Genomic DNA, 16582 nt, shown 5'->3' on the forward strand with positions numbered 1-16582 from the left:
CCCAAATTCGGCTGCAAGGTAGAGCGGAACTTATCAATACTCCCTGCCTTGTTGATGGAGTAACGCAATTCTCCCAGAGCGATTTGCCTTGCTACCGGCTGCTTGACAGTGCGGCTGTAAGGATAAAAATCGTTCGTCGGGTTGGAATAAAGCAAGCTACACTGCTTCTCTTGGAGAGAAACCAATACAGAAAAAGGCACGGCATCTCCCTGCAAGTAGGCATCGAATAAGCGATATTGAGTGTTACCATCTGTTACTTCAGTTACAAACTCTGTCCTAAGAGTCCCTAGACCAACTGGAAGGCAAGCTGAAGGGAAATCAGCGTTTCGAGTCGGCTGGCTAAAAGCTGGGGGATGGGTGAATAAACTGCTCAACAAATAAACCAAAAAAGCTGTTAGCAAGCCCCAGGTAAATTTCAACATAATTGTCCGTTTTTTCAAGGAAATCATGGTGCAGAACATCTCCGTTTAATTCAAATTCCTTCTTGAGATGGGTTAACAGCCGTTCCATTAATGCGGGTTTCAAAGTGCAAGCGAGGGTCTGCCGTTGTTCCAGTGCTGCCTAGTCCGCCTATGACCTGACCTTGAGAAACCCGATCGCCAACTTTGACTTTCACTGAACCCTCGCGCAGGTGAGCATACCGAGTTGTGCGACCGTTGCCGTGCTCGATTTCGAGCCAGTTGCCGTAGCCACCGCCGCAGTTCTGTAACCCTTCCTGGCAGTTAGACACCGCTGTCTTGACAACGCCGCCGCCAACAGCTTTTACCGGACTTCCCATTGAACCGGCAATTCCAATGCCGTTATAGATTTTCCGCACCCCGGAAACCGGACGAGTTCGCATCCCAAAGCGGCTGGTTACTGGCCCATTCGCAGGCTTGATATACTGACTCGTGGATTCACCACCGCCGGGGGCCGCACTCGCAGAATTAGAGGATTGCGCCGCACTGGAAGTCGGAACGCAAGCAGGAGCATTCGACCCCGCGATCGCCCTACCTCCCTCTCGATAGCGCCTCAAAACATCCTGTCCGTAACTTGAGAGAGTTAAACGACCGAATGTATCGGTTGAAGAGCCGTCAACTTTGGAGTAGTCGCCCCCGAAATGCTTTTGAGCTACTCGCTCAATTAGGCGATCGCCACTAAAAAAACTTCCAGTAGTAGGGTCTTTTTCTTGAGAGGTGGCATTCAGCTTAGAAGCGAGACTTTGAGCAAAAACAGCTTCTCGATCGGCAGGCGGAAAAAATTGAAAAAGTTCTGCTTGAGTGGGTTGATAACCGCCTCGCAGTTTGGCTAAAAATTGCGTGCCCCCTGGTTTAGATGAAATTGAACTAGCAGCGTACTCGTCGTAGTTTATAAACTGGTACTTGCCCAACGGAACCACACAATTATTGCCACCATCAGCGCAAGCATTAGCGCCGGCATTCTCGTAAGAACCGCTACTTTCAATACTGGCGATCGCTTCCGACAAAGCGGGAACATTGACTCCTTGAACATTGCCAACTGACACGGGCGCTGGTGCGGTGCTACCCGGAGGGCAAGGAACATTAATATTAGCTGCTGTAGTTACGCCTTTTGTAACAGGAGAAGATACTCCATCGCGAACTGCCGCAGTTTGTACAGAGGAAGAGCCGCCAGAGGACGATCCCAGCGCCCCAACGAAAATGGGAGAATTAACCCGATAGGTGAAGAAAGGTACTGGGCCAATGAAATAAGGAGAGCAGCCGCAAGGCGAACAAAATCGGAAGAATAGAGCCGTATCAACGGTATCGGTTTGCTCGTCCGGTTCCATGACCACTACCTTAAAAGCGCTGCCAAAAGGCAATCTTCCCGTCGGTTCCTTGCCGCCGTGGACACCTTTAAGACAGCCCGATCCGCCCTCCACTTCCTGGTACTTACCGCTAATCCATTGCTTGCCTTCGAGCGAACCGCGAGCGTTCCGACCCGAATTCTCCAGATCGTCTAGTTCGATGTAAGCGCAATCATTTTCTTGGCAGTTAACTGAGAATCCCTGAACGTCTGAGCCTGATATCGTCTTAGTTCGCCGTCGCTCGGCGGGACCATAAACCGCATCAATTCTCATTACTAAATTGCCTAATTCTGCTATTGGATTGGGAAAACTAGACAGAGGTAAAGCATTCAGCCCAGGTACGTCTTTAATTAAGGTTGTTTGCCAATCTGAAAACGCGCCAAGTTGAGCGCTGCTTAAGTTCGGAATCGAAGATATTGAATACTGAGACAGGTCAATTTCTCCCAGTTTCAACTGACCTAATTGTGGATTGGAACTGAGAACCAGCTCTAGAGTGCGATCGGCTACATCAATGCCAGCAGCTTTTGTTGCTAGCAGTCCCGCCACCGGCGCAATCTCTGCGACTTTAAATTGACCGAGAAGAGGGATAGCCTGAACTAACTGATTTAACGACTGCTTGGCAACTAAAGTAAATGCGCTTAAAGCTACGCTATCTAAATTCAGACCAGCTTGCTGCGTGACAAAACCAAACGATAGCAGTTCTGGTTGCAAAGCTTGGCTGATATCGCCCAACATGATGTACTGGTCAGGAGTTTGTCCTGCTGTCCAACTTCGGCTCAAATCATAGCCAACTGCCTGCTTGTACTCTCCCGCTGAAAGGCTTCCAGATTGACTGATGGGTGGCATTTGAGAAAAAGAAATTTGTGTCCAATCTGGCAAGAGGGCGTTAACTGAAGTAGGATTTCCTTGCCTGTCCATCTCTGGTATTTCTAAAATTTTGGTTGGCATTTCAGTTGTATCAGCAGGAATTCGTGCTATAGCAAATATTGGTTGCTCAAACAAAATGAAAAGTATTAAGACTAGAGAGAATAACCATACCGATAATTGCCAGAATCTTGTTGATAATATTCTTCTCATGTTTGTGCAAAAAACTTTGGTTATTGGTTGAGGATACTGTACAAAAGTTAAGCAATTAAGTGGGAGAAAGGAACCCACCGAACTTGATGAGGCTGCAATTACGCTTCTTAACATAAATAAAGCAGTCAACCGAGGCTTTACATGGAGCAGCCTCGGCGTAAAGCACTGCAGCTCTAAGTCATCGTCGCCGAAATGAGAAGTTTCATACAGGCGATTTTTAGCCTGCAATCTGAAGCACTACAGCTCTAAGTCACCGCCGTCGAAATGAGAAGTAGCTGTTTGATTTTGATAGGAATTAGCGTCATTTACCCCTCCCTCAAAATAAGGGTTAGGGTTAGCAGCCGTCTCCGTCCACGGAGTATCTGCTAAATTCAAATCGCCTTCAAAAACGTTTTCTCGATAGCCATCAGCAAAGTAGTCTGGAACCCCGTAACCCTCAGTTTGCTGACTGCTATAACCGTTGCTTCGATATCCGTTAAGGGAGGACTCGCACGGGTTACTTTCATAGCCGCTAACAGCATAGCCATCAGCGCTGTAACCGGGTTCATTGCCATAGATATTGTTTGGCTCGTTCATAAATCCTGTAGCTACAAAGTAGTAAGAATCAACAATTCAGCATAGCTAGGGATAACGAGTGGGGGTTTCATCCGATAGTCGTAATTAAACTACCGCCTATCGGCGGATAGGCTACGGCGCCTTAGTCTATCTGCAAACAACCAAGACCTACTGCTATTGCACGAAATAAAATATAGCGCTGGCATCGCTCTTAATTTCGCCTGCCTTCCATCCAGCAAGGTGGGTAAAAATTACTCAGAAATATAGAGGCGCGTATCTCGGCCGAATTGTTTGCCCAACAGACGGCGCAAATCCCTGTAACTGAATTCGCTACGCGATTTTTCTGATCTTCATTCGTCACACAATTATTCTTCAAAAAGAGATGACTCAGCTAAATCTGTTAACGCCCGAATTACTTGAACAAATTACCACTCACCCTGTAAAACCTCAGTCCGGCATTTTGGAAAAGCTGAAGCTATTCGCCCAGATGGGTATGCACCGCGACTTAATAGCCGTGCTACTGGAATTGACCGGAATTCCCCTTCCCCTTTTACGTTACTATGCAGGCCCATTAGTTTTACACAAAACCCCCTGGTCAGAAAGCATACCGGACTGGTTGAAAACGGCTTGCTTATCCGATAGGCTCGATTTGATTCTAGAGGAGTACAGCAACAGAATTGTAGGGAATTACTGCACTTCCACAGAAGTCGTGGCTTATATGATGGGAGCCACATTTGAAGCTCCTCTGCACCACAGTTATTACAACGTCTATATGTGGGCAGCACAAGACACCTTGACAAGACATAATCGGCTACCAAATGGTTACAACTTGTCCGAATTAGCTGAATTTTCAGCCGTGAACTTTGACAGCATCCAAAATGATTATTACCATCTAGCTAGAGCAATTAGGAAAAGCGTTGTCCGCCATGCAGCATCTCAAGGCTGGGGCAAACGTAAATTGTCCCAAGATAAAAGCGCTGATGCAGATTTACCGACAGAAATGGTAACAGCTAAGTCACCAAAAGATAAGTCAAAAATTGAAGGGCAATTGACTTTATTTTAACACGGAAAAAAAGGCAATGTTCGCGAATTATAGCCCGAATAGCAGCAAAATTAAAATGAAAGATACTTCATCGCTTGCAGAAATGCTATATGAGCGAATCCGAGAAGCTCCACCTTATTCTTGGTTCCCATCTCCCCCAGAGCTAATTGAGCTTATGATTGAAGAAGCTCAAATCATTTCAGGAATCTACGCCTTAGAACCAACAGCAGGAGACGGCTTATTGGCGCAGGGTATGGTTAGAGCGGGTGCAATCGTTGATGTAATTGAAATAAACCCGCTGCTACAAGAACTTCTGTTTCAAAAAGGGTTCAATCTAGTAGGAAGTGACTTTTTAACAACTGAACCGCAGAGGCGATATAGCAGAATTTTGGCAAATCCCCCATTTTCTACGCCCCACATCAAAGGAGTTGATTTAGATATCATACAACGTGCCTATAACCTTTTTTTAGCCAATTCTGGACGCCTGGTAAGTGTTGTTAGCAATTCCATGAATGTCCGAGGCGATCCGCGATCGCAAGCATTTCGAGCCTTTCTTAAGCGCACGTCAGCCAAGTTAATCGAACTTCCCTTAGAAATCTTTTGGGGGAGCGATCGCCCGGTTACTGTTGAGAGCTACCTAGTCGTAATAGACAAAAAATAGACGATTGCTTCCCCACTATACCGTTTTATTAGTGGGGACAGCACAACTTACCTTTCAACAAATTACTATTACTTTCTGTTGAAATAAATATTAAAAATGTAACTTGGTCTTCTCTATCGAATATCTGCCCCAATATCTCCGCTATTTCTATCAATTTCACGACTAAAACTATTACCTTAAAACCCCTCTACTCCCATGAATAATTCCCCACACTACGCCCCAAATTCTATTGTGGAATACGAGCTTATTACAAACCTTTCCAGACTAAATGATGTTCTCTCGCCTTTAATAAAAGCTCGTGTTATAGCCATAGACACAGAAACCACCGGGCTAGATCCACTTACGGAACGCATCCGACTTATCCAAATAGCTGTTCCCCACCGCCCAGTGATAATTGTCGATCTAGCTGCTTTTGCCGATCGCGAATTATCGCCTTTAAAAGCACTTCTAAACAGCAGTGCGCTCAAAATATTTCAAAATGGTAAGTTCGACTGGCAGGTACTAGAAATAGCTGGACTTAGACCGTCTGGCCCATTTTTTGATGTCATGCTAGCGAGCCAGGTGTTGCGATCGGGACTCAAGAAAAACCACGATCTACAATCCCTCGCTCTTGAATTTTTAGGAATCAAACTTGACAAGAGCCTACAGTCGAGCAATTTCGGAGGTAAGCTATCAGCTTCTCAGTTAGAATACGCCGCTTTAGATGCTGCTGTCCTGCTGAAACTTAGAGCGCGACTCATCTCAAAACTTCGGAATGCTGGGTTACTAGAAACCGCCCAAATTGAATTTGAAGCGATGCCTGCTGTAGCCCAAATGGAACTAAATGGAATGTTACTGGATGCAGAACAATGGCATTTGGTGGGGGAGAAACTGAAAGCTCAAAAACAGACTACGCTGGTAGAATTAGTGAAAGTCGGTCTCAAACCAGCCCCTAATCCCCAACTTTCGCTATTTCCAGAGATGGTGGAAACCATAAACCCCCGCTCGTCTGTACAAGTTTTAAGTGCTCTTCAGGCCCTCAATATTCCAATCAAGTCAACAAGCAAGAGCGAACTTATTCCTCTAGCTCCCCAATACCCGGTTATCCAGTTGTTACTGAATTATCGGAAATTAGCATCTTTGTGTTCAAATTTTGCTGAGGCATTGCCCAAACACATTCACCCGATAACGGGGAGGATTCACCCCAGCTATCGGCAATGCGGTGCGCGTTCTGGACGCTTTAGTTGCAATAAGCCCAACCTGCAAAACGTTCCCAGAGATTCTACTGCCAAGGGGATGCGTTCCTGCTTCATTGCCGCTCTAGGATATCAAATTATTAAAGCAGATTACAGCCAAATCGAGCTAAGGATTGTCGCTGAAATATCTGGCGATCGCCGAATGTTAGATGCCTACGCTAAAGGGGAAGATTTGCATACTTTAACGGCTTCTTTGATTACGGGAAAGCCATTAGAGGAGGTAACGGCAGAGGATAGGCGCATAGCTAAATCAGTTAATTTCGGATTAATTTATGGCATGGGTGCTGCCAAACTTCAAGCTTACGCTGAGGAAAAGTACGATGTTATTTTAACTTTGGAGGAAGCTAAAGAGTTCAGAAAACGATTTTTCCAAGCTTATGCTGGAATCAAAAGATGGCACGACAGTATCAGAAGAACGGTGTACGTCAAAGACATCAAGCAAATCCGTACAATTGGCGGACGCAGAAGACGGTGGGCAAAGAAACCCAGGCTTTCTGAGTTGCTAAATCACCCGGTTCAAGGAACTTCGGCTGATATGTTGAAAGTGGCGATCGCTCGTTTGTTCAAACTCCTACCCAAGACTGGAGCGAAGTTGATTGGTGTGGTACATGATGAGATTCTGTTAGAGTGTCCGCAGACAACTTTAAAAAGAACCAGTTGCATCCTCAAAAAAGTTATGGTGGAGGCTGGAGAACTATATCTACAGCAAGTTCCGGTTGAAGTGGAAGTAAAAATTGCTTCTTCTTGGGCTTGAATTAAGAGCATGATTCATTCTCTCTCTATAATACATTTATGCTACAATAGAGCCAGTGAACGGTGATTATTTATGGATAAAAAGCAAAGTGCCTCAGATGAGTCTCAAGTATCACGCATAAAGAGCGCGATGGTTCTTTATCAGTTGGAGCGAACCCTCGGTTCCTTTGTCGCTGAAGAAAAAGAAGACCCGACTGAACTGCCTACAGGCACTCTCAAAAGCATTCAAGAGCGTGAGCTTAAAGCAGGGCGACCATTTGACGACTCGACAACCACAGGAATCATTGCTGCTAGCTACCTGGATGAAGTTTTAAGGATGGCTGTGGACGCGGCTAAGGGACGACCAGAAGAAGAATACTTGAAAAGACTTCGTACATTGTGCGAGGTGCTTGAGGTATTTAATATCAGAAATGCTATTAGTCACCCTAATAGACCTTTTCATCCTTGCTACTGGTATCGCGTTGCCACTATTGCTACCGATCCATCAATTGACAAGATTCAGTTCCGAGAGGTAACAAAGGCTTTTTTAGCAGCGCAGGCGGGACAACTGGTTCAACCGCCCGATGATTGGATCAATGCACCGATTTGGTCGCTTCCTAACAATCTGCCACAGGAGTTTGAACATGATATTACTGGTCTCAAAGGAAGAAAGAAAGAGCTTGAAGATCTACTGGAAGAAATTAGAAACGAACGCAACCTTCTGATTGCAGTAGTTGCTCCTGGGGGATTGGGCAAGACAGCTCTAGTTCTGTCAGCTCTACAAGGAATCGTATCTTCACCCCAATCGGCAGAATGGGTCGATCAAATTCTTTATTTCAGCTCTAAAACTGAGGTATTGACATCTGATGGAATTGTTACTCAAATTCCACCCGCTGCCAATATAGAAGGTCTGCGTGACAGTATTGCTAGGACACTAGATGATGATGAAGGTCTTGCCGACCTGGAATTTGACAAAGCCTGCCAGCGGTTCAAATCCAGCCGAATACTTCTTTGTTTTGATAACCTTGAAACCATACTTCGAGATTCTGCTAGTGCCTTTGACTCTTTCTACCGTAGCTTACCCCGTGAATGGCGAGTTATCGTTACAAGTCGCATTAGCGTCAACTCTGCTACTTCATTTCCTCTTCTGCCTCTGTCCTCCAAAGGAGCCTTAGAGCTGGCTCGAAGTTATCTACAAAAGTGTGGTGGAGAACGGCTTAGTCAGGATGTTCTCCAGAACATAGTTCAAGCTAGTGACTCCAATCCTCTTGCTATTCGTCTGACGCTCGATAGATTCATTGCTGGAAGACCACTTAATGAAATTTTACTTGAAACCAAACAGCAGGTGCTTGAGTTTTCTTATAAGAATCTCATCGATGCGCTATCCCCAATAGCGCATGAAGTTCTTGAATGTCTTTTTGTAACTGCTGAGCCAATCAGTCGAGGAAAGGCGTGCGATCTCATTCAACGAAACTTGGATGAAATTGCTGAAGCATTTACGCAACTAGGTAGGACAAGTCTAGTCACAAGAATTTCAAGTTTGACGGAGGAAAGCTACAATCTCAGTTCATCAGTACGCGATCTTCTGCTTTACAGCCCCGTCAATACAGATGTCCGAACTGCTGTACAGGAGAAACTGCGAAAGACAAAGCAGTCTGTGAGCGAAATAGATAAGCTGCAACGCGATCAACAAATCAGCCCACTTTTCTGGGGATATGTTCCAGAAAATGCTCCTGACCAGGTACGAGTCGTATCAACGGACGCTATTCGGTTGTTATCACGTTACTCCCAGCAGCGGGGTCGTTTGTTGACGCAGAATGAGCGACGTAGTTTGACTGACCAACTTGATAAGGTTAAACAGGCTATCAATCGGTATCAAGATCAATCGGTACTCCACCGCATTCAAGGTCTTATCCTGCTAAATCTTCAAGACCGTGCACAGGGAAAACGTGCACTTCGGACTGCGTGGGAAATGGAGCCTTCTGATATAGCATCAGGTCTGCGCTTGTCCCTTGAACTTCGGACAGATAAGGATTTTTTGGACGCTAAAAATGTCGCTGAACGTTTGGTAAACGCTGGATGGCAAGATCCAAATCGCTCTAATGCACTTCTCGCTAGGAACGTTGTTCAAAACTACTTTCTTCCTCTGATTTGGCTGGGGGAAACCGAAAAAGTCATTGAGGATACTAATGAGTGGAAATCTGGTAACGAACTGCGTGGAATCTTAGGTTCACTGCGTGCTCAAGCCCTGCGGCAGTCAGTCGCGTATGAGCAAAACGACCCTGAATCTGTCGAAAAAGCGTTGTCGGGAGCAGTTGATGTACTTAGTGAGGTGTTTGCTTTAGATGGCTACGTTGGTGTTTTCGTAGCTGAGGGAATGAAACTTTTAGAGCAGTTAGTATATGCGGCAAAAAATAAGCAAGGGCTTAGTAAAGAAGCGAAATTGAAGTTCACTACCTTTGTCGATCAACATCTAGTGTCAATGTGCCAAGAGCATAAAACCCTTAAACTGGATTCTCCAGATGTACTTCTGTGGGTTAAAAAGCTATCAGCACTCTCCATTGAAGGAAGCCATAATCCTTTAACTTCCGAGCGATGGAACCTGCTTTGGACAATAAACGGGACAGAGTTGAATACTGATATCAAACTGGATAGTAATTGGCTTTGCGTTAGTGTTTACTACCGACCAACCGCAGATGGTAATGGGATACACCAGCCATTTCTGTTTGCTAAGTCTAAAGAAAATCAGCAGTACCAAGTGAGGTCTAATAAAATGGATTCAGCCGACAAGGTTTGGGAGAAGATACAAGTAGGTGACGAGTTGGAAATTTTGCCAGATGAAAAGGCACTTTTAAAAGAAGGTCAAGCTCGACCTGTAATACGTGCAAGGTTGTTAAGGCGCTAGTAAATATTTTTTAAGTAATAGATACTTAAGTAAGGCTGGTTGCTCTCTAAAGTGGATATTAATCATAATCAACCTTATTTCTTGGGGACACTAACCAAACAATTCCTGTAGCGGAATAGAAAATCGCGATCGATCCGGCCCACTAGCCGATCTAGCATAACTGGCTTGATTGCGAATCGCTAGAATCTGCTCCTCATCGCGAAGCATCGACGGCGTAAACTGATAGCGCTGATGTCGCAAGTCCTGCAAAGTCACCTTCAATTCATCAGGCTGTTTCCCTTGTAGCCGATCGCGATAGTATATCTCCTCAGCACATTTTCTCACAGCATTGCCGACTTCAGCGGGCGTACAAAGCCTATAATCCCTCAATAAAATCCGCCACTCATCATCCGTCCAAGGCGACTCAAAAGCATTACGAAACTCAGGAAAATATTTTTTGAGATGAAGATTGAAAATCTCGTACATAGCCCCTTCGTGAGGCAAATCCACAAAGAAAATATCATCAAAGCGACGAATTAATTCCGGTGGCAGCATCCCCAAACGGTTAACTGTCGCCACGATATAAATTGGGTATTGATGCTCTTGCATCCAGGTTAATAGCTTCCCCGATAAACGCCTGGAAACGCCGCCATCTGCATTGGAATCCCACCCTGCAAAACCTTTATCAAAATCATCCCAATACAGAATTGTAGGGCTTAAAGCCTGAGTCAGTTCCAGCAATTCGCGCAAAGCTAAATCTGGTCTGGAAGAACCGACAATTGAACCCCAATCAGCCGCCAACAGCGGTACTCCCATCTTCTTAGCCGCAAGTTTAGCACTCAGACTTTTGCCCGTACCCGGCGGCCCCCAAAGAATCATTCCTTTGGGAAATTTGAGTCCGTATTTCTCTGCTTCTTTCCTCAACAACGAAGCCACCTTTGACAGCGACTCGTCTAGCAAGTCTAAACCACCTGCATCCGGCACATCTGCCTCAGCAATAAACTCTAGGCCTCGCCCCCGCAGCTTGTTAATCTTGTGGTCGAGCACCAACCGCGCCATTTCCTCCACAGTCGAAGCAAAAGCTAGCGATCGCTCCAAAATCAACTCGATCTCACCTTGTGGCAACCCCTGGCAAGCTCGAACCAAACCAGCTTGCAACACCTCGTTACTTTTGTCGCCAAGCCAAGGATTGCGATCGCAAAACAACTCCACCACCTTTTGCGCTGCAACTCGGGACGGTAATGGAGTCGTCAGTACGGGAATCAAAGGCTGCAAGTTCACCGGCAGTTGTATGTAGTTTTCCAGCATCACCCAAAACTGAGGAGCCGCAGACCAAGATGAGTGATAGTAAGCATTTGCCAGTTGAAACCCCAGACGCGAACTCACCTGACCGGATTCGTCAAAATCTAACACTCCCTCAAGAATGTAAATTCCCTCTCTCCTACTCTCTAATAGAAACTGAAGCACGTCAGAATCTGGGTGCAAGTCAGTATTTTGTAATATACACTCACCCTCTCCACTCACAATTTCCTGCAAGCAACTGTACCCTGAGTTCCAAAAGAAAACAGGCAAATGCAGCTCCTGCCCCCAATTGTGGAACTGTGCTAACACTCTGATTCGGTCAGGCGTGTAATACTCCAGCCCGACAATCTTAATGCCTCTTTGGGCCAAAGCGAGCCAGTCATTAATGGTACGCATAAATTCCACGGTAAGAAATATTCAAAGGTACTTTTCTCATTGATAGGCTACGGTCGAGCGTTGCCATCAGCCAATAGTTCTACAGCAGCCAAACCTCCTCTTAATTCTTAGGAATTATTTACCTAATTTCCTCAATATACATAATTATGTATTTCTGCTACTCAAAAAAAGATACACCGAAATATTACAGAAATTTATTTCACAGGAAAAACTATTAATTATTATTAATGATAATAAAAAAAACTAATTATAAATTTGATGAAATTTGAGAGCGCCTAACGGCGCTGTTAGCCGTGAAGTAGTTTAATTAAATCAAACTTTATGGCTACAACAACAGCTAAAAACCATAACTCTCGCCCATCCAATGGAGCGGTGACTTTGAATGGCAAAAGCAATGGTGCTGCTAAGTCAAAGAGCCCAGCGACAGCTACCCAATCGCAGGTCAGTCGCCGTTCGACACTCACTGTAGAAGAGCAAGCAGACGCACTTCTAGACCGCGTGCGAACTACCATCCTGAAAAAATTTGGAGTCAAAATTCAACTGCGCGAAAAACGCCTCCAAACTAAGGTAGGTCACGCTACCAAGGAAAAACTAGGTTTGGATATTGCTGCACAGTTGAAAAAACGCGGCAAAACGATGAACTGGCAGCGTTGGAATAATGAAGTGTTTCCAGCTTTATTCGGTCAACCTGATGCACTGCGCCACGATATTGAAGTCATTGCTCTTGTGATGGCCAAACTGTACGACGTTTTCGAGGTTGACGCGCAAGAAGCAATTAAAGGTCTTGTCAAATTCAATCAAGAATCGCTTGCTAAACGCAATAGCTATAACAAGCAGGATGAATCCGATGATGAAGATGATGATGACTTAGAAGATGAACTTGATGCTGATGAAGATGAGAAAACAGATGAATCCGAAGAAGACTTGGACGAAGACAGCGAAGATGATTTCGATACCGAGGAAGAAGATGAGGAAGATGATGCTGATGAAGATGAGGACGAAGACGAAGATTTAGAATAATCTTTCACCCTCGCTCAAATTTTACAGCTTCCTTCACCGTCGCTCTTGTTGAATATGTAAAACTCTGCTCTACCTAAAAACGGTAGAGTAGAGTTTTTTATTTTATTCATATTATGAGTATTTTAATCAAATTTCAGCTTTCAGGGAAATATTTAAAGTATTAATTACTTTCAAGTTAATTAACCTTAAACACACTTATTAATGTTTTATTTGAAAGTTAAGACCAACAATTAAACTTAAAGAGGCAGCGATTGCTGCTGTGTAGATGAACAAACTTGAATTCAGGAAGATTGAGAAATGAGAGTCACTGAAAAAGTTCAAAAGACTAATGCAACCAATACCGCTAAAGCTCATAATACTCAGATAAAAGCGCTCGACAAGTGCATTAGTTACAACGATAAACTTCGCCTAATGGTACTAGAAGTTTTGAGAGAAGAATCAGGTCGAGAACTGGCAAGCGTTGCTCGCTTTAACGACGGCCAATTTGATTGGGAGACACATAATGCCCAATTTCGCGCTGACTACAGCGAGACACCTTTAAAGGAATTGATGCGTGCTGGTCGCATCCTATACGGATTGACCGACATGGATGCAATCCGCGATCGCCGCGCCAAGCATCGGGGCATTCGCAATCAACGGCTCGCCCGTCAGAGCAGCGGAGTCGCTTCAAGCTCGCAAAGTGTACATGAAGAAGTGGATGTTGCTGACGACGACATCGATGATTTGGATTGAGCCGCTTGAGTAACTAAGAATGTCAATGCCCGTTCAGGGCAGCTTCCCTACTCCTCATTCTAGGAGTGGGGAAGCTTATTGCCACCCACCCACCCACCCTTTGATTGAGAGCTATTTTATTTTGTTAGAACTATATTTGACCTGGATGTGAATTTTAAGGGGCTAAAAAAGGAGGAAAAAAGAGGAAAAAAGAGGAGAAAACAGCACATTTATTACTCATTACACCTTCTATTTCCTACTTTTAGCCTCGTAATGAGTATAACTACTCATCATTTTTTGTAAAGAATTGTTGCTTTTAACGCGATTTTTTGTATTTTAGACCCTTCTAAATCCTCCTAAATCCTCCTAAATCCTCGTAATATGTAGGGTAGTCGCATAGCAAGCCATGTCAAATAGACGTAAGAGGGGAATAAAAATGAGCAATTTATGGTTTTTATGGTTTTTGTAAGACTACGATAGGAATTGTTGAAAGTTGAAGTTAGCGATCGCACACTCTGCTCTGATGATGCCTGAAGCTTTGCGATCACCATTCACCCCTAAGCCGGGATACAGACGTTAACATCACACTTATGGCACTGTGCTAACGGGACTTAAACAAAATTTAAGCCCAAACAAGCCCAAATTGGCTTTAGATGCAGCAAATACGTCATGATGAACTGTTAGCTATATGTGCAAAGCACACGCTACGCGAACAAAAAGTCGAAAAAACATAGCTGTTCTAAAGGCTTCTAAATAATGATGCATTTTAAATTTTCACCAAAAATTTTGCAAAGGCTGGGAGAAGAACTTGTTCCGAATCCAGACCAAGGAATCATCGAATTGGTTAAGAACTCTTATGATGCCGATGCTACCGAATGCACAGTAGAACTTATCAATACTAGCGCCATAGGTGGCTCGATTATCATTTCAGATAACGGTTTTGGTATGGATAAAAATGCCATTAGCGAGGGATGGCTGGTGCTAGGTCGCTCGAAAAAAGCTATCCGTGAAGTTACCAAATTAGGTCGCTTACCTGTAGGAAATAAAGGATTAGGTAGATTAGCTGCTCTACAGCAAGGTTCTCAAGTAATCTTGAAAACTAGACCTGAAGATGAACCAAGAGTTGAATATTCTTTAACGATTAATTGGAATGATTTTAAGGAAGCTGATGTAGTAGAAGATGTTCCTTTTGATGTCCAAAAAAGTAGCACGGATAAACGGCATGGGACTGAGATTATAGTAAGCAATCTTAAAAAAATATTCACTAAACGCGATATCCAAAGACTAGCTAGGGAACTTTTACTGCTAGCAGATCCATTTAATAATCAGGCGGGTTTCCGTCTTCAACTTATTGCTTCAGAATTTTCTGAGATTGAAAAACAAGTCAATAATGCTTATTTTGATGATGCTGAATATCATTTAAAAGCTTATATAAATGAAAGTGGTATTGCAGAAGCAAGTTTACTAGACTGGCAGGGAAAAGTAAGGGTGCATGCAGAACATAGTAAACTTTCTCAAGTAAATTCTCAAGAACCTTACAAAACACCCCCAACAGAATTTGAATTGTGGGTATTTTTACTAAATCCTCAAAGCTTTTCAGCTAAAAATTCTTCTGTGTCTACCACACAAGTTAGAGAATGGCTTGCTCAAGCTGGAAATGTTCGTCTATACCACCGTGGGCTGCGGGTAAAACCCTATGGTGATCAAGACGATGATTGGTTGAAATTAAATTATGCACGATCTAGAAATCCAGAGGTACGTCCTTCTACAAAAACAGTTATTGGTAGAGTGATTGTCCAAGACTCTGAAGATATGTTACTTCAAAAAACTGATAGACTTGGTTTTATTGAAAATGAAGCATTTTTAGAGTTAAAACGCTTTGCAATTGATGTATTAGAATGGATGGCTAAAGAAAGGCTTAAGGTTACTGAAACGCAAAGAGAAAGGGTTAAGAAACAAGTTCCTCATGATATTACAGAAGCTAAAGCAAGAATCGAAGAAGTTATTGAAGCAGAAGTTCCTCAAGAATCTCGCCCTAAAGTCCTAGGGGCTGTTCAGCAATATGAAATTGTAACAGAGCGTGAAACAAAGGTATTGCGTGAAGACCTTCTGCTTTATCGTAGTTTGGCTACAGCAGGAACAACAGCAGCAGTTTTTGCTCATGAATCTGGCAAACCAGTAACATTAATTGAAAAAATAGCGAGGAGAATAGAAAATAAGGGTCGAGAAAGTCTAAAGGAGAAATACCAAGAATTTTTAGAAGACCCTGTTTCAAAGCTTTATAAAGTAAGTCAGTCATTACTACGGTTCTCAAATTTTCCACTGCATTTTTTAAAACGAGAAAAACGCCGTTCAAGTGTTGTAGATATTCACAGCGTGATTGATGATATTATTGAAATCTTTCAACCTTTTTTTGATGACGGTAATATTCAAGTTCAAAAAATTAAGATTGATGGTAAACCTTGTATTTATGGAAGTATTGCTCTTCTAGAGTCCATTATTATAAACCTTTTGACAAATAGCATCAACGCTTTTAATGTGGATGGCGGATGTAATGAAGGACGCAAAATAATTATATCTACTGAAACTGGAGGAGGTTATGTGAAGCTCAAAGTTTTAGATAATGGACTTGGTATCCGTGATATAAAAATAGATGAAATATGGTTGCCTGGGAGAACTACTAGACCCGGTGGTACAGGTTTGGGATTGACAATTGTTAAAGATTCTGTATCTGATCTTGGAGGAATGGTAAAAGCAATTCCAAAAGGTGAATTAGGTGGGGCAGAATTTATTATAGAATTACCAATTAGTATATAATAATAGTTTTATGGCAATAACAGAAGTTTTAAAGAATAAAATAATAGCTGTAGTTGACGATGATAAAATGTTAGCAGAAACAACTGCCTGGGATGTAATAGAAGCTGGTTATGAGCCATTTTTATTGTTCGATGGAAACTTTACAGATGTTAATGCAATGGTATCTTTTATTCTTAGCAACAATGCTGTAGGTGCTGTGTGTGACCATCGATTAAGTAATTCTGGACTGGCTAATTTTGATGGAGCAAAATTGGTAGCAGCTTTATATGATATAAAATTTCCATCGCTGCTTGTAACTCAGTTTACAGAGATGGATACATCTTTTTCGATTAGAAAATGTAGAAAT

11 protein-coding genes and 1 pseudogene are annotated in these 16582 nt (G+C 43.4%); 8 read left to right on the forward strand and 4 right to left on the reverse strand.

The genetic code is table 11. The features are described from left to right. The 3 genes from WBA89_RS28120 to WBA89_RS28130 all read right to left on the reverse strand — a co-directional run. Positions 1 to 449, reverse strand: a 449-nt coding sequence (locus WBA89_RS28120; protein ID WP_424410921.1) for a hypothetical protein, incomplete at its 3' end; no start/stop codon positions are given. A 23-nt stretch (positions 450 to 472) separates the two neighbouring features. Continuing rightward, a complete protein-coding gene (locus WBA89_RS28125; protein WP_424410922.1) occupies positions 473 to 2752 on the reverse strand; it encodes a M23 family metallopeptidase in 2280 nt (759 codons plus the stop codon). Between the two features lie 366 nt (positions 2753 to 3118). Next, complete coding sequence (locus WBA89_RS28130) at positions 3119 to 3457, reverse strand: hypothetical protein (RefSeq protein WP_424410923.1); 339 nt, start codon at positions 3455 to 3457, stop codon at positions 3119 to 3121. A 361-nt stretch (positions 3458 to 3818) separates the two neighbouring features. Between WBA89_RS28130 and WBA89_RS28135 the strand changes: the two genes are divergently transcribed. The 4 genes from WBA89_RS28135 to WBA89_RS28150 all read left to right on the forward strand — a co-directional run bounded on the left by WBA89_RS28135 (position 3819) and on the right by WBA89_RS28150 (position 10011). After that, positions 3819 to 4499, forward strand: coding sequence for a hypothetical protein (locus WBA89_RS28135; RefSeq protein ID WP_424410924.1), 681 nt, complete (start codon positions 3819 to 3821; stop codon positions 4497 to 4499). Between the two features lie 55 nt (positions 4500 to 4554). Then, positions 4555 to 5139, forward strand: coding sequence for a class I SAM-dependent methyltransferase (locus tag WBA89_RS28140; RefSeq protein ID WP_424410925.1), 585 nt, complete (start codon positions 4555 to 4557; stop codon positions 5137 to 5139). Positions 5140 to 5334: 195 nt separating this feature from the next. Further along, positions 5335 to 7128: a bifunctional 3'-5' exonuclease/DNA polymerase gene (locus tag WBA89_RS28145; protein ID WP_424410926.1), complete on the forward strand. Its 1794-nt coding sequence runs from the start codon at positions 5335 to 5337 to the stop codon at positions 7126 to 7128. A 72-nt stretch (positions 7129 to 7200) separates the two neighbouring features. Next, positions 7201 to 10011 (forward strand): hypothetical protein, encoded by a 2811-nt coding sequence (locus WBA89_RS28150; protein WP_424410927.1) that lies wholly within the window; start codon positions 7201 to 7203, stop codon positions 10009 to 10011. Positions 10012 to 10101: 90 nt separating this feature from the next. Here WBA89_RS28150 and WBA89_RS28155 read toward each other — a convergent pair whose 3' ends face one another. Continuing rightward, positions 10102 to 11688 carry an AAA family ATPase gene (locus tag WBA89_RS28155; protein ID WP_424410928.1) on the reverse strand — a complete coding sequence of 529 codons (1587 nt, stop codon included), beginning with the start codon at positions 11686 to 11688 and terminating at the stop codon, positions 10102 to 10104. A gap of 321 nt (positions 11689 to 12009) precedes the next feature. On the opposite strand from WBA89_RS28155, the gene WBA89_RS28160 reads away from it, so the two are divergent. The 4 genes and pseudogenes from WBA89_RS28160 to WBA89_RS28175 all read left to right on the forward strand — a co-directional run. After that, positions 12010 to 12708, forward strand: a complete 699-nt coding sequence (locus tag WBA89_RS28160) for a hypothetical protein (RefSeq protein ID WP_424410929.1) — start codon at positions 12010 to 12012, stop codon at positions 12706 to 12708. Between the two features lie 297 nt (positions 12709 to 13005). Continuing rightward, positions 13006 to 13440, forward strand: coding sequence for an aminoacyl-histidine dipeptidase (locus tag WBA89_RS28165; RefSeq protein ID WP_424410930.1), 435 nt, complete (start codon positions 13006 to 13008; stop codon positions 13438 to 13440). 735 nt (positions 13441 to 14175) lie between these two features. Next, the gene (locus tag WBA89_RS28170; protein WP_424410931.1) at positions 14176 to 16236 is read left to right on the forward strand and encodes an ATP-binding protein; all 2061 of its coding nucleotides are present in this window, start codon (positions 14176 to 14178) and stop codon (positions 16234 to 16236) included. A gap of 10 nt (positions 16237 to 16246) precedes the next feature. After that, positions 16247 to 16582 (forward strand): annotated as a pseudogene (locus WBA89_RS28175) (hypothetical protein); the annotation flags it as partial.

Source organism: Microcoleus sp. (assembly GCF_049646505.1).
Lineage (GTDB): Bacteria > Cyanobacteriota > Cyanobacteriia > Cyanobacteriales > Microcoleaceae > Microcoleus.

Excerpts from the sequence above, each read along its gene's own strand:
- WBA89_RS28140 (WP_424410925.1), top strand. The coding sequence starts at position 4,555 with ATGAAAGATACTTCATCGCTTGCAGAAATGCTATATGAGCGAATCCGA.
- WBA89_RS28130 (WP_424410923.1), bottom strand. The coding sequence starts at position 3,457 with ATGAACGAGCCAAACAATATCTATGGCAATGAACCCGGTTACAGCGCT.
- WBA89_RS28150 (WP_424410927.1), top strand. The coding sequence starts at position 7,201 with ATGGATAAAAAGCAAAGTGCCTCAGATGAGTCTCAAGTATCACGCATA.
- WBA89_RS28155 (WP_424410928.1), bottom strand. The coding sequence starts at position 11,688 with ATGCGTACCATTAATGACTGGCTCGCTTTGGCCCAAAGAGGCATTAAG.
- WBA89_RS28170 (WP_424410931.1), top strand. The coding sequence starts at position 14,176 with ATGATGCATTTTAAATTTTCACCAAAAATTTTGCAAAGGCTGGGAGAA.
- WBA89_RS28145 (WP_424410926.1), top strand. The coding sequence starts at position 5,335 with ATGAATAATTCCCCACACTACGCCCCAAATTCTATTGTGGAATACGAG.
- WBA89_RS28125 (WP_424410922.1), bottom strand. The coding sequence starts at position 2,752 with ATGCCAACCAAAATTTTAGAAATACCAGAGATGGACAGGCAAGGAAAT.
- WBA89_RS28160 (WP_424410929.1), top strand. The coding sequence starts at position 12,010 with ATGGCTACAACAACAGCTAAAAACCATAACTCTCGCCCATCCAATGGA.
- WBA89_RS28135 (WP_424410924.1), top strand. The coding sequence starts at position 3,819 with ATGACTCAGCTAAATCTGTTAACGCCCGAATTACTTGAACAAATTACC.
- WBA89_RS28165 (WP_424410930.1), top strand. The coding sequence starts at position 13,006 with ATGAGAGTCACTGAAAAAGTTCAAAAGACTAATGCAACCAATACCGCT.